The sequence below is a fragment of the Labrys sp. KB_33_2 genome, from assembly GCF_052114505.1.
GTDB lineage: Bacteria > Pseudomonadota > Alphaproteobacteria > Rhizobiales > Labraceae > Labrys.
Map to the genome: position 1 here is coordinate 1 of NZ_JBFREW010000015.1, position 24731 is coordinate 24731.

Below are 24731 nucleotides of genomic sequence, written 5' to 3' on the forward strand. Positions count from 1 at the left end.
GCGCGAATGGCCGTTCTCAACAAAGGCGCGAATGGCCGTTCTCAACAAAGCTGACAATCCGATCGCGAAGATCCTGAGAATAGCTCCTGCCCATGATCCACCTCCAATAACGGTGAATCACAAATTGCCCTCCAAGGGAATCGCCGATTCCAGTTTCAGATCCGACGCTCTAGAATGGTTGCGTATCCCCTCATCCGCCCCCAACGTTCTTTACTTGAACGCGTGGTTCTTAAGGGACCACGCTACGGCACCTTCTCCCGCAAGGGGAGAAGGCAATTGCGCCGGCCTCACGCAAACGCGGCGGTAAAATTCTTCGCCACCAGATCGCGGTTGCGCAGCACCTTGCCGGCGCGGGGGCCGGTGGCCCTGCCCTCGCTCCAGGCCAGGCTCCCATTGACATAGACCGAGCGGATGCCGGCCGAGAGCTGGGTGGGATCGTCGAAGGTCGCCTTGTCGAGGATGGTTTCGGAATTGAACAGCACGAGGTCGGCGAAGGCCCCTTCCCTGATCACGCCACGCTGGGCGAGGCCGAAGCGCGCAGCAGGCAGCGCCGTCATCCGGCGCACCGCCTCCTCCATACCGAACAAGCCGATATCGCGGGCGTAATGGCCGAGCACGCGCGGAAAGGTACCCCAGAGCCGGGGATGCGGGCGCACATCGTGCGGCAGCCCGTCCGAACCCACCATGGTGAGCGGGAATTGCAGCACGCGCCGCACATCTTCCTCGTCCATGGTGAAATAGACGGCGCCGGCCGGTTGCAGCTTCGCCACCGCCTCCTCCCTGGAGACGCCGAGCTCGCGGGCAATAACGTCGAGCGTCTTGCCGGCGAGGTCGGGCCGCGCCTTCGACCAGGTGATCAGGATGCGCTCGACCTGGGTCGCGCGCTTGGCCTCCAGCACGGTGGAGGAAGCGGCGTAGGGATAGACGTCGAGCGTGACGGGCTGCTCGCGCGCCCGCTTCTCGATGATCGGCAGCGACACGCGGGTGCGGCCATGGTTCTGCGGGTCGGTGGCCTTGTGATGCGACAGCACCACCGGCGCATCGGCCTCGCGCCCGATGGTGAAGGCCTCTTCCATCGCCTCCAGCAGGTGATCGGCTTCGTCGCGCAGATGGGTGGTGTAAATGGCGGAATATTTGGCCAGCGGCTCGGCGACGGCGATCACCTCCGCCGTCGAGGCAGCATTGGCCGGCTGGTAGTAGAGCCCGGTGGACAGGCCGATCGCCCCATCCGCCAGCGCCTGGTCGAGCAGGTCGCGCATGCGGGCGCATTCGGTCCGGGTGGCCGGGCGGTCGAGCCGGTCCATGGTGGCGAGACGGAGCGTCGTGTGGCCGACGAGGCAGGTGACGTTCACCGTGGTTCCCGCCGTCTCCACCGCCTCGAAATAATCGGCGAAACGCTCGAACAATTCGTGCTCGCTCTTGGCGATCAGGTCGAGCGGCGGCACCACCTCTCCCTTGGCCCGCAGCGGTGCCAGGCTGATGCCGCAATTGCCAACCACCACCGTCGTCACGCCCTGGCTGAGCTTGGCCGCCATGTCGGTGGCGATCACGGCGCGGTCGTCATGGGTGTGCACGTCGATGAAGCCCGGCGCGAGGGCGAGCCCGGCGGCATCGATCTCGGTCCCGGCCTTGTGAGGCAAGCGCTCGCCGAGGGCGACGATGCGTTCGCCAGTGACGGCGACATCGGCCTGGCGCGGCTTGGCGCCGGTGCCGTCGAAGATCGTCGCCTGCCGGAAGATCAGGTCGCAGGGGAAAGTCATCGCATGATCCTTGGGTCGTTCCGGACCGGTATGCCGGCCTCTTCTTTGGTATAAGCCCGACCTTATGATTCGTGCCCGGCCAGCACTGCGACGGCCGGTCGCGCGGCGCCTTCGGCAAGCCCCTTCACGGGCTCGATGGAATTGTGCAGCAAGGCAAGGCCATAGCGCTTGTCCGGTGCGAGGATCAGGGCCTCGCCGCGATCATCCCGCTCGCGCACCCGCTCGCTGTCGGCGAGCCCGATGGCATCGCCGGTCACCGCGATCAGGCCGGCATCGACGCGTGGATTGGCCTCCATCACCCGCCGCACGGCCACGGCGGGATCGACACCCGCCTCGAGCAGCGCCAAGGCCTCCGCATTGACGGCAAGGCCGGATGTACCGACGGTATTCGGCAGCCTATGGCCGGTGACGAAACCTTTCCGGCCGGCCAGGAGAAACTGGGTAAGAGGCTCGGGACGATCAGGCCCGCTGGTGATCACCGCCGCCAGCGGCGAAGCCATCATCCAGGCAAGATCCGGCCGGGCGGTCCATGTGGCGCGAATGGTCTCGAGCCCGCCGCGCTGGCACTCGAGCGCCGTCGCCTCGCCATTCGGCGCCAGGGCATAAAACACCGCAAAACCATGCAGGTCGCCCTTGCCGAGCTTCTCCGCCTCGGCCCAGCCGGCCCACACTGCCCTGCCCGCGCCAGTTCCAAAGGCGGCAATGCCGATCGTCACGTCTCGAACTCCTTGATTGCTACGAAAACCACGTTGCCCAAACGAATCCGGCCGCGAACCGGGCATCTTGCCCCGCTCGCGGCCGGTGATCTCGAACCGCCCGAAGGATCAGGCCTTGACCACGCTCGCCGTGTAGATCTCGCCGATGGTCTTGGCGAGCGCTGCATCGAACTCCGCATCGCTCATGGACACGCGCAGATCTTCCGTGAGGGCGCGCGAGAAGGAGGCGATCATGCCGTGATTGTGGCTGAGCTTCTCGCAGGCATCGGCGCGGGTGTAGCCGCCCGACAGGGCAACGACACGGGCAACGGCCTTGTGGTCGACCAGCGGCTTGTAGAAATCGGCGACGGTGGGGATGGTGAGCTTGAGCATCACCTGCTCGCCCGCCGGCAGCGCGTCGAGCGCCGCAGCGATCTCATCGCGCAGAATAGCCTCGGCTTTCTGCTTGGTCGGGCTCTTGATCGAGACTTCCGGCTCGATGATCGGGATGAGGCCGTGGCCGAGGATCTGCCGGCCGACCTCGAACTGCTGCTTGACCACAGCAGCGACGCCGGTCTTGTCGGCATTGGCGATCACCGAGCGCATCTTGGTGCCGAAGATGCCCTTCTTCGCCGCGCGCGCAAGCAGAGCGTCGAGTTCGGGCATCGGTTTCATCACCTGGGCACCGTTCTCTTCCGTCGCCAGGCCCTTGTCGACCTTGAGGAAGGGCACCACGCTGCGGTCTTCCCACAGATAGGTCGGCACCGGCTTGCCCTTGGCCTCGCCATCCATGGTCTTCTCGAACAGGATGGCGCCGATCACCTTGTCGCCGGAGAAGGCGGGCGCCGTCATGATGCGCACGCGCATTTCGTGCATCAGGCGGAACATCGCCTCGTCGCCGCTATAGCTGGATTCGGCGATGCCATAGAGACGCAGCGCGCCGGGGGTGGAACCACCGCTCTGATCGAGGGCGGCGATGAAGCCATCCTTGCCGGTCATCTGTGACATCATCTTGGCGTCTGCCATATCGGTCTCCCTGTTGCGAGCCGGTGCGCCCCGCGCCCAGCCTCCACGGTTGCCTAGAACAAGCGCGTTTAGACGAAAACGCTCATTGGCTCTAGCTCATTGTTTCCAAGCCAATCCGATGGATCGGCTGGAGCGCCTTTGCGATTCCTGGCGATGCCGCCAAATTACAAAACGCTCTCGCGTCGAGTCGGCGCGAGTATCGGCATGCAAAGGGGGGGAGGCAAGGGGCAGAACTGCGAAAAGCTCTCGCAAAGACGTGGGAAAAAGACGTGGGAAATGGTGGCCAAACGCCCTTCGAGCCATAGGCGCGTATATGGCCTCAGCGCCCGAAGCTCAGGGCTTCTTCCGTCTTCCCGCTCCGTCAGCGCTTGCGTGGATCGGCCATATCGCGGATGGCGGCCTGATGATACCAGGCACCGTCGACATCGATGGGCGGCAAGGGCTGCGTATCGCGCGAGGAAAGCCGCGTCTCGTCACGTCCGAGGCTGGACCCCATGCGCGGACGCGTGGGGAAAAGGTAGATCTTGGCAGTCTCTTGCCGGGTACTCGCAGTCATGCTCGTCTCCCTTGTCTCGCGCGCCAAGGACGCTGCCAAACCAGGATCCAGTCTTAGCACAGCCTCGGGCGCCTTCCTATCATTTGCCTGCTTTGCAGGCAGCATTTGCCTAAACTATGTGCAACCAAAGCCCGCATTACGGCAATGCGCAGCAAGACAGCAGGCCGCGACAACGGCATCTGGGCCCGGCATGACTTGAAAACACCCCTTTTTCTCTTTCAGCCGACAAAAGGACACCGTTTCTTTTGCAGGCTCGCACCCTCGTTTCCAAAATATCTGCGACAAAAACACCGCACCCTGCCCGCTGGCACGCTTCCTGCTTATTGCACCGCAACCGGCGGCAACCCGGTGCGAACCGGCTGCCGCCATCCGCCTTCCAACCAGCGAGTATCCTGAGAATGACGAAGTACAAGCTCGAGTATATCTGGCTCGACGGTTACCGGCCGACCGCGAACCTGCGCGGCAAGACCATGGTCCGCGACTTCGATGCCTTCCCCACGCTCGAGCAACTGCCGCTTTGGGGCTTCGACGGTTCCTCGACCAAGCAGGCCGAGGGATCGAATTCGGATTGTGTACTCAAGCCGGTCCGCATCGTCCCCGATCCGGAGCGCCTGAACGGCGCCGTCGTGCTCTGCGAAGTGATGATGCCCGATGGCGTCACCCCGCACGCCTCCAACAGCCGTGCCACCATTCTCGATGATGACGGCGCCTGGTTCGGCTTCGAGCAGGAATATTTCTTCTACAAGGACGGCCGGCCGCTCGGCTTCCCAGAGCACGGCTTCCCCGCCCCGCAGGGGCCTTACTACACCGGCGTCGGCTACAAGAATGTCGGCAACATCGCCCGCGAGATCGTCGAGAAGCATCTCGACATCTGCCTGGCCGCCGGCATCAACCATGAAGGCATCAATGCCGAGGTCGCCAAGGGCCAGTGGGAATTCCAGATCTTCGGCAAGGGCTCCCGCGCCGCTGCCGACGAGATGTGGATCGCCCGCTATTTCCTGCTCCGCCTGACCGAGACCTATTCGATCGACATCGAATGGCACTGCAAGCCGCTCGGCGACACCGACTGGAACGGCTCGGGCATGCATTGCAACTTCTCGACCACCCAACTGCGCGAAGTGGGTGGCAAGGCCTATTTCGAAGCCCTGATGGCGGCGTTCGCGGCCAACAAGGACGCGCACATCGCCGTCTACGGCCCGGACAACCATCTGCGCCTCACCGGCAAGCACGAGACTGCCTCGATCGACACCTTCTCCTGGGGCGTGGCCGATCGCGGTGCCTCGATCCGCGTGCCGCACTCCTTTGTGCGCAACGACTACAAGGGCTATCTGGAGGACCGCCGTCCCAACTCCCAGGCCGATCCCTATGAGATCGCCTCCCAGGTGCTCAAGACCATCGCCTCCGTTTCGACCGCGGTGAAGGCCGCCGCCTGAGCCCGAGCGCTTCTCGACAAAACGGCGCGGGTCGCAAGATCCGCGCCGTTTTGTATTTGCTGTCTGAGAGTGCCGGAGCGCGCGGCCACCATGCATCTTTGCCGGTCGCCCTTTCGGCCGGACTGTGCTATAGCGCCGACCAACATCAGGAATTTTGCATGTCGGCCCTTTCGCTCGAACAGGCAGCGAGCCCTCAGGCCATTCCCATGGGAATGGCCGATACCGTTGCCGCTCCACAAGCTCAGTCCGCCAAGCCTTCCCTCGCCGGGATGGACCGCACGGCCTTGAATGTAGCTCTCACCGCCGTGGGCGTGCCCGCCGGCGAAGTGAAGATGCGCGTCAACCAGCTTTCGCACTGGCTCTATGTGCGCGGCGCCAGCCGTTTCGATGCCATGACCAACGTGTCCAAGCATCTGCGCGCCCTTCTGGAGCAGTCCTATACGCTCGACCGCCCGGAGATCATCGCCGAGCAGATCTCGGCCGATGGCACGCGCAAATGGCTGATGCGCATGCCCTCCACCGGCCCCGCCGACAAGGGCGCCGAGATCGAGACCGTCTACATCCCCGACGAGAAGCGCGGCACGCTGTGCGTCTCCTCCCAGGTCGGCTGCACGCTCAACTGTTCCTTCTGCCACACCGGCACGCAGAAGCTGGTGCGCAACCTCACTGCGGCCGAGATCGTGGCGCAACTCCTGGTCGCACGCGACCGCCTCGGCGACTGGCCGGGCCAGGAAGCGCCGGAAGGAGCGATCGTGCCGCGTGACGGCGGGCGCTTCGTCTCCAATGTCGTGATGATGGGCATGGGCGAGCCGCTCTATAATTACGACAATGTCGCCATCGCCCTGAAGGTGATGTCGGACCAGGACGGCCTGTGCCTGTCGCGCCGCCGCATCACCCTATCGACCTCCGGCGTGGTGCCGATGCTCGGCCCGCTCGGCGAGGACATCAATCCGGCGCTCGCCATCTCGCTGCATGCCACCAACGACAATCTGCGCAACGAGCTGGTGCCGCTGAACAAGAAATATCCGATCGCCGAGCTCCTGGATGCCTGCCGCAACTATGCCGGCCTCTCCAACGCCCGCCGCATCACCTTCGAATATGTCATGCTCAAGGGCGTCAACGACAGCCCGGCTGAGGCGCGCGCGCTGGTGAAGCTGCTCAAGGGCATCCCGGCCAAGATCAACCTGATCCCCTTCAATCCCTGGCCCGGCACCTTCTATGAATGTTCGGACTGGGAGACGATCGAGGCCTTCTCCGACATCGTCTTCAATGCCGGCTACGCCTCGCCCATCCGCACGCCGCGCGGACGCGACATCCTCGCCGCCTGCGGCCAGCTCAAGAGCGAAAGCCAGAAGATGCGGGCGCGCGATCGCCTCGCCATCGAGGCCGATGCCATGAAGAAGCTGGCGGTCGAGGCCTTCTACGCCCATGGGACGGACGGGGACTAACGACAATGGTCGTGCGATGGCTGGGTTTTTTCCTTCTAGTCATCGGACGGATCCTCGAAATTGTCGCCTCGACAGGAGTGGCAGCCCTTTCCGCAATGATTGTCGGCAGCAGCGGACTGGTGAACACCAATCTCGCCTCGGCCGTATTCCGTTACAGCACAACATTGAATCGAGAGGCTTTTGCAGTTCTCGAACATCCGTTTCTCAATTTTGACCGATTGCAGGGTGCCATATGGCAGGTGTGGTTGATGCCTGCTGCAATATGGGTCGTGCCCATTGCAGGCATTGCCATCATTGGTGAACTCTTCGGACTGCAACGTTGGGCTTTCTACAGTATCGGCACTGCGGCGGCTTTGTGCAGCGTTCCCGGCCTTGTCGGTTTCATTCCTCCGCCCCCTGGGGACGTTGTGCTGCTTTTTATCGGTGTGGCCTGCACAGGAGCGATTGCCGGGCTGGTCTATTGGCTCATCACCGGCCGGCAAGCCGGCTTGATAGTGCGCTCACTCAAGCAATGATAAGCATGGCTTCCACCTTGGTTGGGTGGCACTGAGCGCGATTCATTCGAACACGCGTCGTCGCCACCCTATTGAATAATAGGTTTGCGTCCTGTGATGGTTACCCCCTCTCAGCCTCCTCGCCCCCGTGGCGTCATCAGCTTCGTCGACCGCCTGGTGCTGGTGGCCTTCGCTGCCGTCCTGGCCGCGATTGCAGCGCTGGTGGTCGGCGTGATGGGCCTCGCCAATCACGATTTCGGGCAGGAACTCGCCGGCACGGCAGAGCTGTTCGGCCTGAAGGCTCTGGCGACGCTGATCGATGGAACTCCCGTGGAAGACATCGGGGCCATGATCCAGCAAGCAGCAACCGCCGCCCTGGCCATCTGGCTGGCACCGATCGCCCTGGTCGCGGTGATCGGCGAGACCATGGGCAAAGCAAGCTGGATGTTCTACGCCATCGGCATGGCGCTCGCCTTCGCGGTGGCGCCGATGGTGATGAGCCTGAACATCCTCGCGATCATGCTGCTCTACCGCGCTTTGCTCGGCCTGACCGCCATCGGCATCGTCGCCGGCACGGTCTACTGGCTGGTAGCCGGACGGAGCGCGGCGGGTTGAGCGGAGCCAAGTTTGCACGCCATGGTAATTTCGGGACTATTTAACCATTTGCATACCGCGCCAGCGTAGGCTTCGACGCGTTCCGGTCGAACTTTCGCCGGAATCCCTGTCTTTCGTCGCAGTTGCGCGAGGCGCTCCGATTCACGATGATCGGCGCCACCGCTTTCTGCCCTCTTACTTCGGGATCGATCGAGCCAGCATGATGTCCTCAACCCTTCGCATCGCGCTCATCGCCACCGCCGTCGTCGCATTCACCGGTTCGGCTCTGGCAGCACCTCGCAAACCCAAGGCCGAAGCACCGGCTCCGGCAGCCGCCGGAGGCGCGCAGCCGACACCGCTCGGCCAGTTCGGCGATTGGCAAGCCTTCCAGAACGGCACGGCCAAGGGTAAGTCCTGCTTTGCCATCACCAGTCCGAAGGACCGCAAGCCCGCACGGCTGAAGCGCGATCCGGCCACGCTCTTCGTCACCCGCCGCCCCGGCGAAGGCGTGAAGAACGAGCTGAGCATGATCACCGGTTTCACCATGAAGGATGGCGGCGACGCCACGCTGAAAGTCGGACGCTCCTCCTTCACGCTCTACACCAAGGGCAGCAATGCCTGGGTGAAGAACGCCGCCGAGGAAGGCACCGTGGTCAACACCTTGCGCAAGAGCCGCGACGCGGTCTTCACCGGTGCTTCCAAGCGCGGCAACAGGACCACCGACCGCTATTCCCTCGACGGGCTGCCGCAGGCCCTCGACGCCATCACCAAGGGCTGCCCATAGGACTCTGAGCGCAGACACCGCGACATGCTTGCATGTCGCGGTGTCTGCCCCTTGGAACGATCGCACGCAAAAGGGCGCCGCCTGACTTGGCCGCGCCCTTTTTGTAAGCTCTGTGTTTCCAAGAGCGGACAGTTGTCCGCGCTCCCGGGAACAGTGTGCCTGTTCCCGGAAACAGATATCGCTGTTCCCGGTCACACCGTCTTGGCAGAGAGCCTGTCGCGGAAGACGAGATAGCCGTAAACCGGCATCACCACGAAAACCATGGCGATCTTGATGGCATAGTCGGCAATGCCGAGGCTGACCCAGGGCACGTCCGTGCCGACGAAGGCGATCACCCAGAACAGCACGCTGTCGACCGTCGAGGCGAGGATGTTGGAGATGGAGGGTGGCACCCACCAGGCATGCTGGCGGAAGCGGTTGAAGACCTGAGCATCCACCATCTGGCCGGAAATGAAGGCGATGCCACTGGCGATGGCGATGCGCGGATCCGCGGCCACGAAGGAGACGATCACCGCGATGACGAAGGAGGCGATCACCACCTTGCGCGTCATCTCCACGCCGTGGCGGCGATTGCACAAATCCGTGATGAAGAAGGCGACCGGGAAGATGAAGGCGCCCCAGGTCAGGAAATCCGAGGATCCGGGCACGACATATTGCACGCCCCAGTTGGCGGAAGCGACAATCACGGCGTGAGCCAGCACATAGCGCCAGCGCAAATCGGCGAAATAGTTGAACACAGGGTTGGCGGTCACGACATACCTACGGGAAAGAGAAGATTTCTGGGGCGCTGCCTTACAGCAAAAACGGCCGTCGGTGTAGCCTCTCAATCGCAATTCCGCTTCCCCGGGCCGGCATGACCGCCTTTTTCCGCGCTTACGCCGTAGCCATTCCGCAGGCGGAGCAGAATTTCGCCCCCGGCGGCGCCCGGCCGCTGCTTGGTCGCGGCGCGGACTACGCCCCGGCCTTGCCCGTTTCCAGGAAACGCTCCACGCCTGCCAATCCGGTGTAGTGCATCTGGAGGGGCAGGCCGAGGCGAGCAGCCGCCTCCTCCGCCTTGCGCTCAAGCACCGGATCGGGGAATTGCACCAGGAACATCACCCGCTTGTAATGGCCGAAATACATCGGCAGCAATTGCGGATAGCGATCGAGCTTCAACCCCTTGATCACGAAGCGGTCGAAGTGCCGAACCAGGAAATCGGTGAGATAGAAGGTGCCGATCTCCTCCTCCTGCATGCGATCGAATATGTCGCCCCCGGCAAAGAAGGAATAGCAGTGCGGCCCGTCGATGCGCTCGACGCCCTCTTCGCGCAGGACGTCGTCGAGCAGGCCTCCGGTGCCGCAATCGCCGTAGAGCACCAGGATCTCGTCATATTTGGCGCGATTGTCGCGAATCTTGCGCCGGATGCCGTCGGGGATCTTCTGCGGATAATTGTGCCAGATCGCCGGCAGGCAGGTGACCTCCATATGGTCCCAGCCATTGGCGGCTTTCACCGCCAGGAATTCGCGCGCCAGCGCCCCGCAGGCGATCACCAGCGTCGAGCGGGGTTCATCTGGTTTTTTCGAAGGACTGGTCATCGCCCACTCCCCGAGATCGGGCCTCGCCCATCAGGCAGAACGGCGTCATGCCGCCCTGCGCAGATCCGCTGTCGGGCTCAGCCCGCCATGCCCTGACGCTTGCCGATCAGGGACTTGGCCATCTCCACCGCGATGGCAGCATCGCGGCAATAAGCATCGGCGCCCACGGCTTCCGAGAAGGCCTCGTTCAGAGGTGCGCCGCCGACCAGCACGATGTAGTCGGAGCGGATGCCCTTCTCCTTCATCGTGTCGATCACCACTTTCATATAGGGCATCGTGGTGGTGAGCAAAGCCGACATGCCGAGAATTTCGGGCTGGTGCTTCTCGAGCGCCTCGAGATAGTTCTCGACCGGGTTGTTGATGCCGAGGTCGATCACCTCGAAGCCGGCGCCTTCCATCATCATGGTGACGAGGTTCTTGCCGATGTCGTGAATGTCGCCCTTGACGGTGCCGATCACCATCTTGCCGACCTTGGGAGCGCCGGTCTCGGCCAACAACGGGCGCAGCAGATGCATGCCGGCCTTCATCGAATTGGCGGACATCAGCACTTCCGGCACGAACAGGATACCGTCGCGGAAGTCGACGCCGACGATACGCATGCCTTCCACCAGCGCCTTGGTCAGCACGTCATAGGGCGTCCAGCCGCGCTTGAGCAGGACATTGACGCCCTCGACGATCTCGTCGGCCAGGCCGTCATAAAGGTCGTCGTGCATCTGCTCGACGAGCTCGTCATCGGGGAGCGTGTTGAGATCGAGATCGCCGTCGGACATGACTTGCTGTTCCTGCACTGGGTGAAGCACGGATTACTATAGAACGCTTCTTAATGCGAGGTAGCCTGACAGGGGCGCCTTGCGCTGTCGCACTGGGGACATCGTATATTCAAACTGCGACAACAGCCCAAAAGAGCGACGGCCTGTATCGCTCAAATGTCCAACCATGTTCTTGCACGTGGGCAGGTTGTCGGCCCCTGGATGCCCGTCGCCCGGCTGCGGCACGGCGCGCTTCGACAAGAGCGCCGTTTTGCCCTACCTCTTGCCATCCCTGCGCCTTTGCGATTCCCGCCGAGTCCGGCTATTCGCAAAACCCGTCGGCAAAACGTTCGAGTTTGACAGGCGGTATTGGCTTGCGCGAACGTTGCATGAAATAGTAGGCCTACGTAACGGAATGTCGTGGCGCCGGCCTTTGGCGCGATTTCGATACTGATGGCTGTTTGGAAAAGGTTGTGATGCCCGATTTATCTCGTCGCGTTTTCGTTCTCGGTGCTCCATTGCTGCTTGCCGGCTGCGCCTCCTCACGTGCCACCGTCGGCTCCCTGTTCAACAGATCGAATGACAGCGGCTTCAACTATCGCGAGATCTATGCCGGCGGGATGGAGAACGGCCATGCCTATCCGCCCATCAATCTGAACGCGATCGATCCCAAATATCTGCGGCGCGTCGTGGCAGCCCCCGACGGCGAGACACCCGGCAGCATCGTCGTCGATCCCGACAACCGTTTTCTCTACCATGTCCATGACGACGGCACCGCCACTCGCTATGGCGTTGGTGTCGGCCGCGAAGGTTTTGGCTGGAACGGCAAGGCCACCATCAAGCGCAAGGCGGAATGGCCGCGCTGGACGCCGCCACCGAGAATGGTCAAGCGCGACCCGCTGGCCGCCAAATTCGCGGGCGGCATGCCTGGCGGCGTCGAAAACCCGCTCGGTGCCCGCGCCATGTATCTCTATCAGGGCGACCGCGATACGCTCTATCGCCTGCACGGCACCAACGATCCCACCTCGATCGGCAAGTCGATGTCTTCGGGCTGCATCCGCCTGCTCAACCAGGACATCATGGCCCTCTATCACAACACCCCCGTGGGCGTGCGGGTGGTGGTACGGCCTTCGCAGGGCGGTGCCGAGGAGAGCTAAGCATCACACCGAAAAGTGGATGCCGATTTTCAGAAAAAACGGTGCAACAACAATAGCATACCAGCACTAGACCCGATGCCGAAGTCGGGTCCGGTGCCGTAACCCGCCCTCCTCAGTCCGGCTTGCGCAGCCCGCTCGACACCGCCCCGATCAATGCGAGGCCGGCGCCAATCCAGGCGATCAGTTCCGTCTGCCCCTGCGCAACCTGGCTGAAGATGACGGCGGCGACCGCCGCCCCCATCGACTGGCCGAGCAGCCGCCCGGTCGATTGCAGGCCGCTGGCTCCGCCGCTGCGCTCGCGCGGCGCGCTGGTGATGATGATGCGGTTGTTGGGCGACTGGAACAGGCCGAAGCCGAAACCGCACAAGGCAAGCCGCCAGACGATGTCGAAGCTGTCGGGCCGCTCGCCCATGCTGGCGACCGCCGCCAGCCCTGCGGCCAGCAGGCAAAGCCCGGCAATGCCGAGTTTCTCGGGCGAGATCCTGTCGGAAAGCCGGCCCGAGATGGGGGCAATCAACGCCGTCATCAATGGCCAGGGCGTCATCAGGAATCCCGTCGCGGCCTCCGAATGGCCGAGCGAGCGCTGCAAGAAAAAGGGCAGTGCCACATAGGCCATGCTCTGTGAAGCGAAGGAGCAGATCGAGGTCGCCATCGACAGCGAGAATATCGGTCGCCGCAAGAGGTCGACCGGCAGCAGCGGCACCGGCAGTTTCAGCGAGCGCCGCACCAAGACGAGGGCCGCCACCGCCGCCCCGGCGATCATCGCCAGCGCCACCGGCATCGTTCCGGTATCGCCGAGACCATCGAGGCCGGCGATCAGAAGGCCGAAGGCGAAAGCGTTGAGGATGGCGCTGACCCAATCGAAGCGATGGCCGGAAGCCGGTGTCTGCGGCAGAGCCCGCGCCGCGACGAAGAGGGCGATGAGGCCGATGGGCACATTGACCAGGAACAGCCACTGCCAGTTCGCCACGGTCAGGATGGCCGAGGCGACGCTGGGCCCGGCGGCCGAGGACACCGCCACCACCAGAGCCGTGTAGCCGACACCCGAGCCAAGGGAGGCCTTGGGGAAGATATAGCGCACCAGGGCGATATTGACGCTCATGATGCCGGCGCCCCCGAGCCCCTGCACGGCACGCGCCAGCGCCAGCACCGGCAGCGAGGAAGCCTGGGCACAGGCGAAGGAAGCCGCGGTGAACACAGCCAGCCCCGCCCAATAGACCCGCTTATAGCCGATGATGTCGCCGAGCGAGGACAGGGGCAGCAGCGCGATGGTGACCGCGAGTTGGTAGGCGGTGACCACCCAGATCGATTCCGCCGGGGAGACCGCGAGTTCGCCCGCGATCGAAGGCAGGGCGACATTGACGATGGCACTGTCGAGCACCGCCATGGTGAGCGCCATGGCGATGGTCAGGAAAGCCAGAAAGCGTTGGGGAATGGGCAGGCCATCCATGGTGGCGGCATTCATCAAATACTCACAGCGACAAGTGCCGATAGTATCGGCGTCTTCGAGACAATGAATTGGAAAAATCACCCGAAACGGCAAACAGGGCGCCGCAACGGCACCCTGCTTCTACGCTTTCTAGATCGCCGGGGAAGTGCCAGCTTTATCCTAGTATTATAAGCAACAGGCTTTGCGATCCCGCAAAGCCGCAGCCTTGAGTGGACGGTCTCGGCAGGCTTGCCCGTCAATCCTGTCCGCCGACGATGTCGCGGGCGGCCTTTTCGATGATGGCGCGGATCCGCTCGGCCTCGGCCTGCGTCCAGGGACCACGATGCATCTGCAGGGCGTGCCGGAACGTATGCAGAGCTTCCCGCACCATCTCCGGCGTGGAGCGGGCGGAGAAGGCGCTGGCGGCAAGATCCATTCGCGCCATCACGCCATCGACCGCGTCGCGGTTTTCGGCGAGGAAGGCCTCACCCTCCGGGGTGATGGTGTAGAGCTTCTTGGTGCCCTCCGTGACTTCGCCACGGATGTGGTCCTGCTCCTCCAGGAGCGTCAGCGTCGGATAGACCGCGCCGGGGCTCGGTGCATAGGCGCCGCCGAACTTCTCCTCGATGGCGCGGATCAGCTCATAGCCATGGCGCGGCTTCTCGGCGATCAGCGCCAGGATGACCAGGCGCAGATCGCCATGGCCGAAGACGCGGCTACGCCCGCCGAAGCCCCGACCGAAGAAATCGCCCGGGCCATCGCCCTCGAAACCGCCGCGTCCCCAACGGCCCCCACGACCCGGGGCACACTCCCGCTGTTCCTCGCGGCCCCAGCCGCGAAATCCGCCGCGGCCCGAGAACTCGCCGCGACCGCGGCCTTCATGATGTCGTCCAAACATTCGATATACCTTTCGTTCTATCTTTAAGATGAATCTTAAGATATATCGAAAGATAGATTACGCAAGAGCCTTTTGAAAATTTTGAGCCTCCGAAAATCTTGGCTACCGCACGCAAGCATGATCGCCCCACCTGTCCCCCTCCCATCCCCCTTGGGTTCTTCTGACGACGATGGCGGAATGATTGACAGCCCAAACTTGCTGCGGCAGTCTCAAGGCGCTGCGTAGGGCGCACCGGTGCACCGTCGGAAGGGCAATGCCTGCCTACAATCGGAACCACGATTGCGCCTATGCCGAACCTCGAAAATCTCAAGAAGCAGGCCAAGCAATATCTGCGTTGGCATCGCGAGCATTATCATCCGGTCGCCGCCGAGATCAGGGCCGCCTTGCCACGGTTCCGTCACCTCGACGACCACCAGATATTGGAGGCGAATTTCCAGCTCGCCGACGCTCTGGAGCTCGTCGCTCGCCAATTAGGATTCGAGGGATGGGAGGCGCTCAAGGCAGGAGCCCCTACCATGACGAACGTTCCCGAAAGAACCGCACCGCAAGCCTTTTTGAGCTCGATTGCGGCGCAACTCTTCGTCGCCGACGTCACCGCCTCATGCGCGTTCTTTATCGGCAAGCTCGGTTTCGACCTGGATTTTGCCTATGGCGATCCGCCTTTCTACGCGCAGGTCATACGCGACAGAGCGCGGCTCGCCCTGAGGCTGGTGTGCGAACCGGTCTATGTCGGCGATGTCAGGCAGCGCGAGCATCTGCTCGCCGCCGCCATCACGGTCGACAGCACAGCCGAGATCAAGCAGCTCTTCCTGACTTTCCAGGCTGCGGGCGTGGCCTTCCATCAGCCGCTCAGAAAAGAGCCCTGGGGAGCCAGGACCCTCATCGTCCAGGATCCGGACGGTAACCTGATCTTGTTCGCCGGCCCGGCTAGCTGAGCCGTTCCGTCCAACCGGATGGCCGCGCTCACGCGGCCTTGGCGGCAAGCAATCTGGCGACGATGCGCTCCCGCTCTTCAACATAGCTGGAGGCGGAGGCGCGCGCCGCCTCGATCGCGCCTGCCGGCGCCGTCGCGGGGGATCCCGCATCGAAGGGTGGCGCCGGCGCATATTCGAGCTTGAGCTGCACGGCCTCGGCCTCCTCTCGGCCTCGCAGCCGGGCGATGATATCGAGTGCGAAGTCGATACCCGCCGTGACGCCACCACCGGTGATCAGCCGGCCATCGACGACGATACGCTCGGCCACCGGTACGGCGCCGAGTGGCTCTAGCAGATGATGCGAACCCCAATGCGTCGTCGCCCGCTTTCCCTCCAAAAGCCCCGCGGTTCCCAGGACGAGCGCGCCAGTGCACACAGAGGTAATGAAGCGGGCGCTCCAGGCCTGGCGGCGCAGAAAATCGAGGATCATTTCATCTTCCATCAAGGCATTGATGCCGGCTCCGCCCGGCACGCACAGCACGTCGAGGATCGGACAATCCTGCAGCGTCGTCGTGGGCTGGACGGGCCAGCCGCAGGTCGCCGTCACCGGATCGAGATCCTTCCAGATCAGATGCTGGACAACGCCCGGCATCGCGGCGAAGGCGTCGAAAGGCCCGGCTAGGTCAAGCAGCTGGACCTTGGGAAAGACGAGAAAGCCGATCTGCAGCATCATGGCGGTACTCCGTTCCAAATCTTGATATTGACAGAGCCATTCTAGAGCGGCAGATTTTGGCGCAAATGTCGTTTGAACCACACTTTACGCCAAATCCGATCGATGGGCCGCCGCATGGCCGGACGCCGCGCGCGGTGGATCTGCTCGCCTTCCCGGGATTTCAGCTCCTCGATATCGCCGGCCCCATGCAGGTGTTCGCCTCGGCCAACCGCCTGCTGGAGGATGACGGACGGCTTCCGGCCTATCGCCTGCGTATCGTCGCCAAGCAGGGCCAGGTCCCTGCCTGGGCCGGGCTGACGCTGAAGGCCGAGCCCCTGCCGGAGGTCAGCGAAGCCTGCGACACGCTGGTGATCGCCGGTGGGCGCGCCATACATCAGGCCGTCGAAGACGCCGAACTCGTCGCCTGGGTGGTGGCCAAGGCCACAACCGCCAGACGGGTCGCGGCTGTTTGCACCGGGGCGTTCCTGGCCGGCGCCGCCGGCCTGCTCAATGGCAAGCGCGCCGTGACCCATTGGGATTCCTGCGCCCTGCTCGCCGAGCGTTTTCCGGCAACACAGGTGGAAAGCGATCCGATCTTCATCGAGGACGGCAATCTGTGGACCTCAGCTGGCGTCACCGCCGGCATCGATCTCACTCTGGCCCTGGTCGAACGCGATCTTGGCCGCGCCATGGCGCTGGCGGTGGCGCGCGAACTCGTGGTCTTCCTCAAGCGGCCTGGCGGGCAGTCGCAATACAGCGCCGCCCTGGCGCTCCAGCATGGCACCTCCCGTTTCGAAGCCCTGCATAGCTGGATGCGGGAGAACCTCGACGCCGACCTGTCCGTCCCCACCCTCGCCGCGCAGGCCGGCATGAGCGAACGCAGCTTCCAGCGTCGCTACCGAGAGGCCACCGGCGTGCCGCCGGCCCGCGCCGTCGAAAGGCTGCGGGTCGAACAGGCACGCACGCTGCTCGCCGACACCACCTTGCCTCTCAAGCAGATCGCCGCCCGCTGCGGCTTCGGCTGCGAGGAGACCATGCGGCGCGGTTTCGCCCGGCACCTGGCCACCACGCCGCAATCCTATCGCGAGCGATTTTCTGGCGGGCATGCGCTTGGAGCGCGAACATCTCAGTGACATGCTAGCATGTCGCGGCGTCCGCCTTTGCTTTCTTCCTAGATCGGCGTTTCCAAAAGCGGACAAGATGGCCGCGCTCCCGCAATGGCCGATTGACAGAACCCGCCGTCCAGTTAATCTGACAATTGCGAGGTACGTAACTCATTCGCCCGTGCAGATGGCGAAGGGGACGTTGGCGGGAAACGAAAACCAGGAACCGGATTTGTCTCAGGCGGAAGCGAGCAAGGCTGCCGCGCAGAACCAGACCGTCCCGGTGCTGGCTGCCAGTGGCCTGTCCAAGAGCTTTGGCGCCATCGAGGTGCTGAGCAACATCGCGCTCGACCTCAAGGCAGGCGAGGTTCACGCCATCATCGGCGAAAACGGTGCCGGCAAGTCTACCCTTATGAAGATCCTCGCCGGCCATCTGCAGCCGAGCCGGGGCACGCTCGCCATCGATGGCGAGCCGGTGCATTTTTCCGGCCCGGTCGATGCCGAGCATCGCGGCATCGTGCTGGTGCATCAGGAGATCCTGCTCGCGCCCCACCTCACCGTGGCCCAGAACATCTTCCTCGGTCGCGAGGTCCGCCGCGGCCTCATGGTCGACGACCGGGCCATGAACCAGGAAGCCGCGCGGGCAGTTCGCGAGCTCGGGGCTGAGATCGCGCCGACCAGGCTGGTCGAACGCCTCTCCATCGCCCAGCGCCAATTGGTCCAGATCGCCCGCGCCCTGGCGGTGCCGCACCGCGTGGTGATCTTCGATGAGCCCACGGCCTCCCTCACCGCAGTGGAGACGCAGGCCCTCTTGAAGGTGATCACCGCCATCCGTGCCAGGGGTGCGGCGGTTCTCTACATCTCGCACCGCCTCAACGAGGTGAAGGCCATCGCCGACCGCGTCACCGTGCTCCGCGACGGCAAATGGATCGCCACCAGGCCCACGACCGAGCTCCAGCCCATCGACATGGCGCAGTTGATGGTGGGGCGCGACATGGCCAATCTCTATCCGCCCAAGGATATCGCGGATGCGGACTTGACGGTCTCGAAGGAGCCCCTGCTCGCGGTCGAGCATTTCAGCGTGCCGGGCTTTGTTGCCGAAGCCAGCTTCAGCCTGCAGGCCGGCGAGATCCTCGGTTTTGCCGGCTTGGTCGGCGCTGGACGCACCGAGCTGTTCGAAGGGTTGCTGGGTCTGCGTTCCGCTACGGGCACCCTCAGGCTCGAGGGTCGACCTGTGCACTTCGGCGAGCCCCGCCAGGCCATGGAGGCCGGCATCGTCTACCTCTCGGAGGATCGCAAGGGCAAGGGCCTGTTGCTGGCGCAGGATCTGCGCACCAACCTCACCTTGGCCGCGCTCGATCGCTTCACCTCGGGCGCCTTCATCGACAAGGCGAGCGAATGGAGCGCGCTCAACCAGGCCTTCCAGGATTTTGATATCCGGGCCCGCTCCAAGACCCTGCTCGCCGGCCAGCTTTCTGGCGGCAACCAGCAGAAATTGCTGCTCGCCAAGATGATGCTGCTGGAGCCGAGGATCGTCATCATCGACGAACCCACTCGTGGCATCGACATCGGCACCAAGGAACAGATCTACCGTTTCATCGCCGCCCTCGCCGCCAGGGGCAAGGGTGTGATCGTGATCTCCTCCGAGATGCAGGAACTGATCGGCGTGTGCCATCGCATCCTGGTGATGCGCGGCGGGCATATTGCCGGCGAGGTCAAGGGCGAAACCATGACCGAGGCCGAAATCGTGGTGCATGCCACCGGCGTTTCCAGAGAAGAAGCGAGAGCACAGATATGAGCGGAGAGCTCGCCCCCACCAAGGCTGCAAGCCGCTTCCAGGATTTCGACCTGCGCGCCATCGCGCCCTTCGCGGCACTCGCCGTGCTGATGATGCTCGGCTATTTCGTCAATGCCCGCTTCATCGACCTCGACAACCTCACCAATGTCCTGGCCCGCAGCGCCTTCATCGCCACCATCGCGGTCGGCGCCACCTTCGTGATCACCGCCGGCGGCCTCGACCTCTCGGTCGGCTCGATGGCGGCCCTGGTCTCGGGCGTGATGATCCTCTTCCTCAACAAGGCCTATATCGGCGACGGCTATGCCCTGCTCGCCATCGGCATGATCCTGGCCTTGCTGCTCGGCGCCCTGTGCGGCGCCGCCAACGGCCTGGGCGTCACCGCCGGGAGGCTCGAACCCTTCATCGTCACGCTCGGCACCATGGCGATCTTCCGTTCGCTGCTGATCTGGCTGGCCGACGGCGGCTCGATCGCCATGAAGTCGATGGAACTGCGGGCCGATTACCGCCCAGTCTATTTCGGCACCATTCTCGGCCTGCCCTTCCCGGTCTGGGTGATCATCGCGGTGGCGGTTATCGGTGCCTTCCTGCTCTACCGCACCACTTTCGGGCGGCACGTCATGGCCGTTGGATCCAACGAGGATGTCGCCCGCTATTCCGGCATCTCGGTCGGGCGCGTGCGCATGCTCACCTACATCATCCAGGGCCTGTGCGTCGCTATCGCCGTGCTGGTCTATGTGCCCAGGCTCGGCTCGACCACCTCCACCACCGGCCTTGGCTGGGAATTGCAGGCCATCACGGCGGTCGTGGTCGGCGGCACGGCGCTGCGCGGCGGTGTCGGGCGCATTTGGGGCACCATTTGCGGCGCGCTGATCCTGGAAGTGATTTCCAACATCATGGTGCTGTCGAATTTCGTGTCGGAATATCTGGTCGGCGCCGTGCAAGGCGCCATCATCATCATCGCCATGCTGGTGCAGCGCTCGCTCGCCCGGAGGAGTTGAGCCACCCCACCCACATGGAGTGGGCGGCACAAACCCGCCCCCAAATGCGTTTTGCGATTAGACGGACTCACTTCGAATCGCAAAGACGCTCTGGCCAATCCTTTGGATTGGCTTGGAAACAAAGAATTAGAGCAAAGAAGCGTTTCCGCTAAAACGCGCTTTGCTCTAGGGGAACGAAAAGCGCTAGCGAGGATATCATGCGCAAATTGCTGACGGGCCTGATGACGGCCGGTCTCTTCGCACTTGCCGGCACAGCGGTCCAGACGACGGATGTCAAAGCCGCCGACAGCAAGACCATCGCCGTCTCGATCCCAGCCGCCGATCATGGCTGGACGGGCGGCGTGGTCTATCACGCCCAGCAGGAGGCCAAGGCGCTGGAAGCGCGCTATCCAGGCCTCAAGGTCATCGTAAAGACCTCTCCCGACGGCGCGGCGCAGGCCAACGCCCTCGAGGACTTGACCACGCAGGGCATCAACGCCCTCGTCGTGCTGCCGCATAATTCCGACGAGCTGACCGACCCGATTCGCCAGGTCAAGGGCAAGGGCGTGTTCATAACCGTGGTGGACCGCGCCCTGCGCGATCCGATCCAGGATCTCTACGTCGCCGGCAACAATCCGGGCCTGGGCACCGTCTCGGCCGCCTACGTCAAGGAAAAGCTCGGTGGCAAGGGCGACGTCGTGGTGATCCGCGGCCTGCCCATCGTCATCGACGAGCAACGCGTCAATGCCTTCAACGAGGGCCTGAAGGGCTCCGAGGTCAAGGTGATCGACAGCCAGTTCGGCAATTGGAGCCGCGACGATGCCTTCAAGGTCATGCAGGACTTCCTGACCAAGCACCCCAAGATCGATGCGGTGTGGTGTCAGGATGACGACATGGCTGTGGGCGTGCTGGAGGCGATCAAGCAGGCCGGCCGCAGCGACATCAAATTCGTGCTCGGCGGTGCTGGCATGAAGGACATGATCAAGAAAGTCATGGATGGCGACGCCACCATCCCGGCGGACGTGTTGTATCCGCCTGCCATGGTCGCTGTCGCGATGGATCTCACCGCAGCCGGTCTCTACGACAAGCTGCCCGTACGCGGCTCCTATATTCTCGATGCCACGCTGGTGACCAAGGACAACGCCAAGGATTTCTACTACCCTGACTCGCCGTTCTGAGCGAGAATGACAAACGCGAATGCCGCCCTCCTGATGCAGGGCGGCTTTTTTATTGCGATGATTAAGGTACAATAATACCAAATTAGGCAATACCTATTAGGGATTGCAGTCATGCCTCAATGCTACAATCTAATACTTAAGTATCATTGGAGAGGTAGAGTCCAGGCGCCCAATTTCGCCCCAGAAGTGTCACATTCTAGACGCAATTTATCCATGACGACATTCGGCCACATCGCGCAGAAATAGCCGGAGACAGGAAGCATAATTATGCTTAAACTACCTTCATCAAATGGCTAACTCACGGGAAATTACAAGTATATTTTGAAATACTCTATGTACAAAAAATGAAATGACGCACTTTATCGAGATAAATCGATTTATTATTTATGAATTTACGTTGCGATTTACTATTTTTTAGCATATTTTGTTAGCAACAGTCAGCTTCCGGCCGATCGAGAAAGCACCCAAGGCTCCTTTCCCCGGAGTTCTCAGCTGAATGTTCGAGTTTTCCCAGGTGGAGGTCGACATGCCCAAACAATTTCGGAAGGAATGGCGCAAGGTTGCAATGTTTGCTGGACTAGCGACTACTTTGTTTCTTGTCGCTCCGCAGACAGCCCTGAGCGGTGGTTTCGGCAATAACGGCGGAGGTCTCGGCAATGCAGTCGGCGGCCTCGGCAACGCTGTTGGCGGCGCCGTGGGTGCGGTCGGTGGTGCCGTCGGCGGTGTCAATGTCGGCGTCAGCGCCAAGGTGGGTCCGGTCAATGCCAACAGCAACACCAGCCTCAACAGCAACGGCTTGAATTCCAACACGACGGCCAGTGTCGGCAATGCCGCGACGGCTAATGTCAGTGCATCGGCAACGCCCAATAATGGCGTCAACGCCAATGTCGGCGTCAACTCCTCGGTCGCTGATGCCAATGTCAATGCCTCGCTCAACAACGCAACGGGCGTCAATGTCGGCGTCGGCGTGAACGTGCCCGGCACGAATCCCGGCATCCCGGGGACACCTGGCACGCCCGGAACGCCGGGCACTCCGGGAAATCCTGGTACCCCGGGCGTCCCCGGCACAGGTGTGAATATCGGCAATGTCTCCAATCAGTTCGCTTCGATGAGCAGCGCCCAGCGCATCGCCCTCAAGAAGCGCTGCAAGATGGTTCTCGGCGCCACCGACGAATATGACGCTCAGCTCATCAAGCTGTGCCAGATGCTGGCCAAGCTCTGAGCCCATCCAAGAGGTCGAACCGAATTGAGCGCACGACGAGGGGCTGGCCTTCAGGGCCGGCCCCTCCTTTTGAGGGGCATGGGGAACCGGGGAAAGTGATGCATCAATCGATCGCCCTGCCGTTCCGACAGCCCCTCAGAACGATCCGGCAAAATTACCGCCATCCATCAGAATATTCTGGCGGGTGACATAGCCGGCCTGCGTTCCAGCCAGAAAGGCGCAGACCGCGCCCAGTTCGTCCGGATCACCGAACCGCCCGGAAACCTCACCGTCCTGCCATTCGGCGAGCACTTCCTCCGCCGTCTGCCCAGGCCTGGCCGAGGCCGCGGCGTTGTCCCGCAGCCGATCGGTGCCGAAAGAGCCCGGCAGGATGTTGTTGATCGTCACATTATGGCGGGCGACGTCACGTGCGAGACCGGCGACGAAACCGGTCAGCCCACTGCGGGCACCGTTCGACAGGCCGAGATAGGAGATGGGAGCCTTCACCGTCACCGAGGTGATGTTGACGATGCGCCCGAAGCGGCGCGCGATCATGCCATCCAGCGTCGCCTTGATCAGCTCGATCGGTGCCAGCATGTTGGCATCGAGCGCCGCCAGCCATTGCTCGCGGCCGAACTGGCGGAAATCTCCCGGCGGCGGGCCGCCGGCATTGTTGATCAGGATGTCGGGCTGCGGACAGGCTTCCAGCAGCTTGCTTCGTCCCTCCACGCTGGCGACATCGGCAATCACAGGCGTGACCGTCGCGCCCGTCGCGGCGCGGATCTCGGTCGCGGTCCTCTCCAGCGTGGCAGGCGTGACGCCATTGATCACCACATTCACGCCCTCCCGCGCCAGGGCGAGCGCGCAGGCCTTGCCAAGGCCTCGACTGGAGGCGCAGACGATGGCGGATTTTCCTTCGATACCAAGCTTCATGATGCTTTCCAGTGCTTCTTGATCCCCGGCCAGGACGGCGCCGGATAAAGGCAGGCTTTTTCGCAGGGGTAACGGCAGCCGACAAGCCCATGGGACGCGGCGGACACGCAAGGCTGCAGTTCTTGCCATGCTCCGCCTCGAACATGCGAACTCCTGCCGAGACAAGCCCTCGACAGACAAGGTGTCCCGCTTGACATCAAAAACATGAGGATTTATCACATTATAAAAGCGATAAATCCTCATGTTGCGAGCACCACATGGCAACCCCTTTCGATTTTCCGCAAAACCAGCCACGCTCCATATCGACCACCGGCGCCAAACGGCTGCGGTCTCTCTTTCCAGGCCGGGCTCCACCATGGCTTGGATGGCTTGCCTTGCTGGCCTCCCTGCTCCCCGTCGCCTCTCCGGCAGGGCAAGCCGGGTCGAGCGTCACCGGCAATCCCGCCCGTGGGCAAACCGTGTTCGAGCAGCATTGCAGCGGCTGCCATGCCCTGGGAGAAAATCGCTTCGGTCCCCGCCTCGGCGACGTCTACGGCCGGCGGGCCGGCAGCATCCCTGGCTTCCGCTACAGCCAGGCCTTGCAAAGACAACCCCTGACCTGGTCTGCAGCCACGCTCGACCACTGGCTCGCCGGGCCCGCACGCTTCCTGCCGGGGGCACGCATGACCATCTCGATCAACGATGCCGCCACCCGCGCCGACGTCATTGCCTATCTGCGCTCCCACCCCGCTTCCGACCAGGAATGAAAACCCGGGAGCGTTGCCCTGGGTGTCGCCCGAAGCGGAAGGCGCCTATAGCTGTCCCTTCGATACGCAGACGATTCCAGGGAAATCAGAGATGGCATCGGATCCGGCCACAAGCGACAATCCGGCCCGCCCAGTCGCCGCCGTGCTCGCCGTGGTGCTGCGCGGCGAGGAATTCCTGCTGGTTCGCCGCGCCAATCCGCCCGACCAGGGCCTGTGGGGCTTTCCGGGCGGCAAGATCGAACCCGGCGAAGGCGTGCTGCAGGCGGCCCTGCGCGAACTCGGGGAGGAAACCGGCGTCAAGGCCCGCGCCGTAAAGGCCTTCGCAGCCCTCGATTCCATCGATCCTCGTCCGGCCCATGAAGGTGGCCACCACTATGTGCTGGTCGGCGTGCTCTGCCACTGGCAGGCCGGTGAGGCCGTCGCCGCCGACGATGCCCTGGAAGCGCGCTGGTTCGACCTGCCGGCCCTTCTGGCGAACCAGGCTTACGCGAGCACCGATGTCGATACGCTCGCCCAGGAGGCCTTGGTTCTGGCGAAAGCATCGACCTCGGGGCGCATCACGCCTTGACGC

25 protein-coding genes are annotated in these 24731 nt (G+C 63.2%); 14 read left to right on the plus strand and 11 right to left on the minus strand.

The annotated features are described in order from the left end of the window. Window positions 1–287: 287 nt before the first annotated feature. The 4 genes from AB4037_RS24595 to AB4037_RS24610 all read right to left on the minus strand — a co-directional run bounded on the left by AB4037_RS24595 (window position 288) and on the right by AB4037_RS24610 (window position 4037). The gene (locus tag AB4037_RS24595; protein ID WP_441773283.1) at window positions 288–1760 is read right to left on the minus strand and encodes an N-acyl-D-amino-acid deacylase family protein; all 1473 of its coding nucleotides are present in this window, start codon (window positions 1758–1760) and stop codon (window positions 288–290) included. A gap of 62 nt (window positions 1761–1822) precedes the next feature. Continuing rightward, window positions 1823–2476 (minus strand): DUF6963 family protein, encoded by a 654-nt coding sequence (locus tag AB4037_RS24600; protein WP_434959564.1) that lies wholly within the window; start codon window positions 2474–2476, stop codon window positions 1823–1825. 108 nt (window positions 2477–2584) lie between these two features. Beyond that, window positions 2585–3481 carry a fructose bisphosphate aldolase gene (locus tag AB4037_RS24605; RefSeq protein ID WP_441773284.1) on the minus strand — a complete coding sequence of 299 codons (897 nt, stop codon included), beginning with the start codon at window positions 3479–3481 and terminating at the stop codon, window positions 2585–2587. Between the two features lie 361 nt (window positions 3482–3842). Next, complete coding sequence (locus tag AB4037_RS24610; RefSeq protein ID WP_441773285.1) at window positions 3843–4037, minus strand: DUF2735 domain-containing protein; 195 nt, start codon at window positions 4035–4037, stop codon at window positions 3843–3845. A gap of 398 nt (window positions 4038–4435) precedes the next feature. On the opposite strand from AB4037_RS24610, the gene AB4037_RS24615 reads away from it, so the two are divergent. The 5 genes from AB4037_RS24615 to AB4037_RS24635 all read left to right on the plus strand — a co-directional run bounded on the left by AB4037_RS24615 (window position 4436) and on the right by AB4037_RS24635 (window position 8790). Beyond that, on the plus strand, window positions 4436–5470 hold the full coding sequence (locus AB4037_RS24615; protein WP_441773286.1) for a glutamine synthetase beta-grasp domain-containing protein: 1035 nt from the start codon (window positions 4436–4438) through the stop codon (window positions 5468–5470). A 206-nt stretch (window positions 5471–5676) separates the two neighbouring features. Then, the gene (gene rlmN, locus AB4037_RS24620; protein WP_434959762.1) at window positions 5677–6918 is read left to right on the plus strand and encodes a 23S rRNA (adenine(2503)-C(2))-methyltransferase RlmN; all 1242 of its coding nucleotides are present in this window, start codon (window positions 5677–5679) and stop codon (window positions 6916–6918) included. A gap of 5 nt (window positions 6919–6923) precedes the next feature. Continuing rightward, window positions 6924–7433 carry a hypothetical protein gene (locus AB4037_RS24625; protein WP_441773287.1) on the plus strand — a complete coding sequence of 170 codons (510 nt, stop codon included), beginning with the start codon at window positions 6924–6926 and terminating at the stop codon, window positions 7431–7433. Between the two features lie 96 nt (window positions 7434–7529). Then, a complete protein-coding gene (locus AB4037_RS24630; RefSeq protein ID WP_434959559.1) occupies window positions 7530–8027 on the plus strand; it encodes a hypothetical protein in 498 nt (165 codons plus the stop codon). Window positions 8028–8226: 199 nt separating this feature from the next. Beyond that, window positions 8227–8790 (plus strand): invasion associated locus B family protein, encoded by a 564-nt coding sequence (locus AB4037_RS24635; protein WP_441773288.1) that lies wholly within the window; start codon window positions 8227–8229, stop codon window positions 8788–8790. 191 nt (window positions 8791–8981) lie between these two features. Here the strand turns inward: AB4037_RS24635 and AB4037_RS24640 are convergent, their stop codons facing one another. From AB4037_RS24640 to AB4037_RS24650, 3 genes are all read right to left on the minus strand, one after another. After that, window positions 8982–9542: a queuosine precursor transporter gene (locus tag AB4037_RS24640; protein WP_434959557.1), complete on the minus strand. Its 561-nt coding sequence runs from the start codon at window positions 9540–9542 to the stop codon at window positions 8982–8984. Between the two features lie 199 nt (window positions 9543–9741). Then, window positions 9742–10365 carry a DUF1638 domain-containing protein gene (locus tag AB4037_RS24645; protein ID WP_441773289.1) on the minus strand — a complete coding sequence of 208 codons (624 nt, stop codon included), beginning with the start codon at window positions 10363–10365 and terminating at the stop codon, window positions 9742–9744. A gap of 77 nt (window positions 10366–10442) precedes the next feature. Then, window positions 10443–11135, minus strand: a complete 693-nt coding sequence (locus AB4037_RS24650) for a corrinoid protein (protein WP_434959555.1) — start codon at window positions 11133–11135, stop codon at window positions 10443–10445. A gap of 455 nt (window positions 11136–11590) precedes the next feature. Here AB4037_RS24650 and AB4037_RS24655 point away from each other — a divergent pair, with 455 nt between their 5' ends. Beyond that, on the plus strand, window positions 11591–12271 hold the full coding sequence (locus tag AB4037_RS24655; protein ID WP_434959554.1) for a L,D-transpeptidase: 681 nt from the start codon (window positions 11591–11593) through the stop codon (window positions 12269–12271). A gap of 112 nt (window positions 12272–12383) precedes the next feature. On the opposite strand, the gene AB4037_RS24660 is transcribed toward AB4037_RS24655, so the two are convergent. Together AB4037_RS24660 and AB4037_RS24665 are read right to left on the minus strand one after the other, a co-directional pair. Continuing rightward, the gene (locus tag AB4037_RS24660) at window positions 12384–13736 is read right to left on the minus strand and encodes an MFS transporter (RefSeq protein WP_441773290.1); all 1353 of its coding nucleotides are present in this window, start codon (window positions 13734–13736) and stop codon (window positions 12384–12386) included. 220 nt (window positions 13737–13956) lie between these two features. Beyond that, the gene (locus AB4037_RS24665; protein WP_434959552.1) at window positions 13957–14598 is read right to left on the minus strand and encodes a PadR family transcriptional regulator; all 642 of its coding nucleotides are present in this window, start codon (window positions 14596–14598) and stop codon (window positions 13957–13959) included. 287 nt (window positions 14599–14885) lie between these two features. On the opposite strand from AB4037_RS24665, the gene AB4037_RS24670 reads away from it, so the two are divergent. After that, window positions 14886–15533, plus strand: a complete 648-nt coding sequence (locus tag AB4037_RS24670; protein WP_441773291.1) for a VOC family protein — start codon at window positions 14886–14888, stop codon at window positions 15531–15533. Between the two features lie 28 nt (window positions 15534–15561). On the opposite strand, the gene AB4037_RS24675 is transcribed toward AB4037_RS24670, so the two are convergent. Continuing rightward, window positions 15562–16245, minus strand: coding sequence for a DJ-1/PfpI family protein (locus AB4037_RS24675; RefSeq protein WP_434959550.1), 684 nt, complete (start codon window positions 16243–16245; stop codon window positions 15562–15564). 65 nt (window positions 16246–16310) lie between these two features. On the opposite strand from AB4037_RS24675, the gene AB4037_RS24680 reads away from it, so the two are divergent. From AB4037_RS24680 to AB4037_RS24700, 5 genes are all read left to right on the plus strand, one after another. Next, entirely contained in the window at window positions 16311–17357 is a 1047-nt protein-coding gene (locus tag AB4037_RS24680; protein ID WP_441773292.1) for a GlxA family transcriptional regulator, read from the plus strand. 253 nt (window positions 17358–17610) lie between these two features. After that, entirely contained in the window at window positions 17611–19125 is a 1515-nt protein-coding gene (locus tag AB4037_RS24685; RefSeq protein ID WP_441773411.1) for a sugar ABC transporter ATP-binding protein, read from the plus strand. After that, complete coding sequence (locus AB4037_RS24690) at window positions 19122–20123, plus strand: ABC transporter permease (RefSeq protein ID WP_441773293.1); 1002 nt, start codon at window positions 19122–19124, stop codon at window positions 20121–20123. Before AB4037_RS24685 ends, AB4037_RS24690 begins: the two co-directional genes overlap by 4 nt. A 197-nt stretch (window positions 20124–20320) precedes the next feature. After that, window positions 20321–21280, plus strand: a complete 960-nt coding sequence (locus tag AB4037_RS24695) for an ABC transporter substrate-binding protein (RefSeq protein ID WP_434959547.1) — start codon at window positions 20321–20323, stop codon at window positions 21278–21280. A gap of 526 nt (window positions 21281–21806) precedes the next feature. Continuing rightward, window positions 21807–22502 carry a hypothetical protein gene (locus AB4037_RS24700; RefSeq protein WP_441773294.1) on the plus strand — a complete coding sequence of 232 codons (696 nt, stop codon included), beginning with the start codon at window positions 21807–21809 and terminating at the stop codon, window positions 22500–22502. Window positions 22503–22637: 135 nt separating this feature from the next. Here the strand turns inward: AB4037_RS24700 and AB4037_RS24705 are convergent, their stop codons facing one another. Further along, window positions 22638–23414 (minus strand): SDR family oxidoreductase, encoded by a 777-nt coding sequence (locus AB4037_RS24705; RefSeq protein ID WP_441773295.1) that lies wholly within the window; start codon window positions 23412–23414, stop codon window positions 22638–22640. Window positions 23415–23788: 374 nt separating this feature from the next. On the opposite strand from AB4037_RS24705, the gene AB4037_RS24710 reads away from it, so the two are divergent. Next, entirely contained in the window at window positions 23789–24160 is a 372-nt protein-coding gene (locus tag AB4037_RS24710; protein ID WP_441773296.1) for a c-type cytochrome, read from the plus strand. A gap of 91 nt (window positions 24161–24251) precedes the next feature. Beyond that, complete coding sequence (locus AB4037_RS24715; RefSeq protein WP_434959543.1) at window positions 24252–24728, plus strand: NUDIX hydrolase; 477 nt, start codon at window positions 24252–24254, stop codon at window positions 24726–24728. Window positions 24729–24731 lie beyond the last annotated feature (3 nt).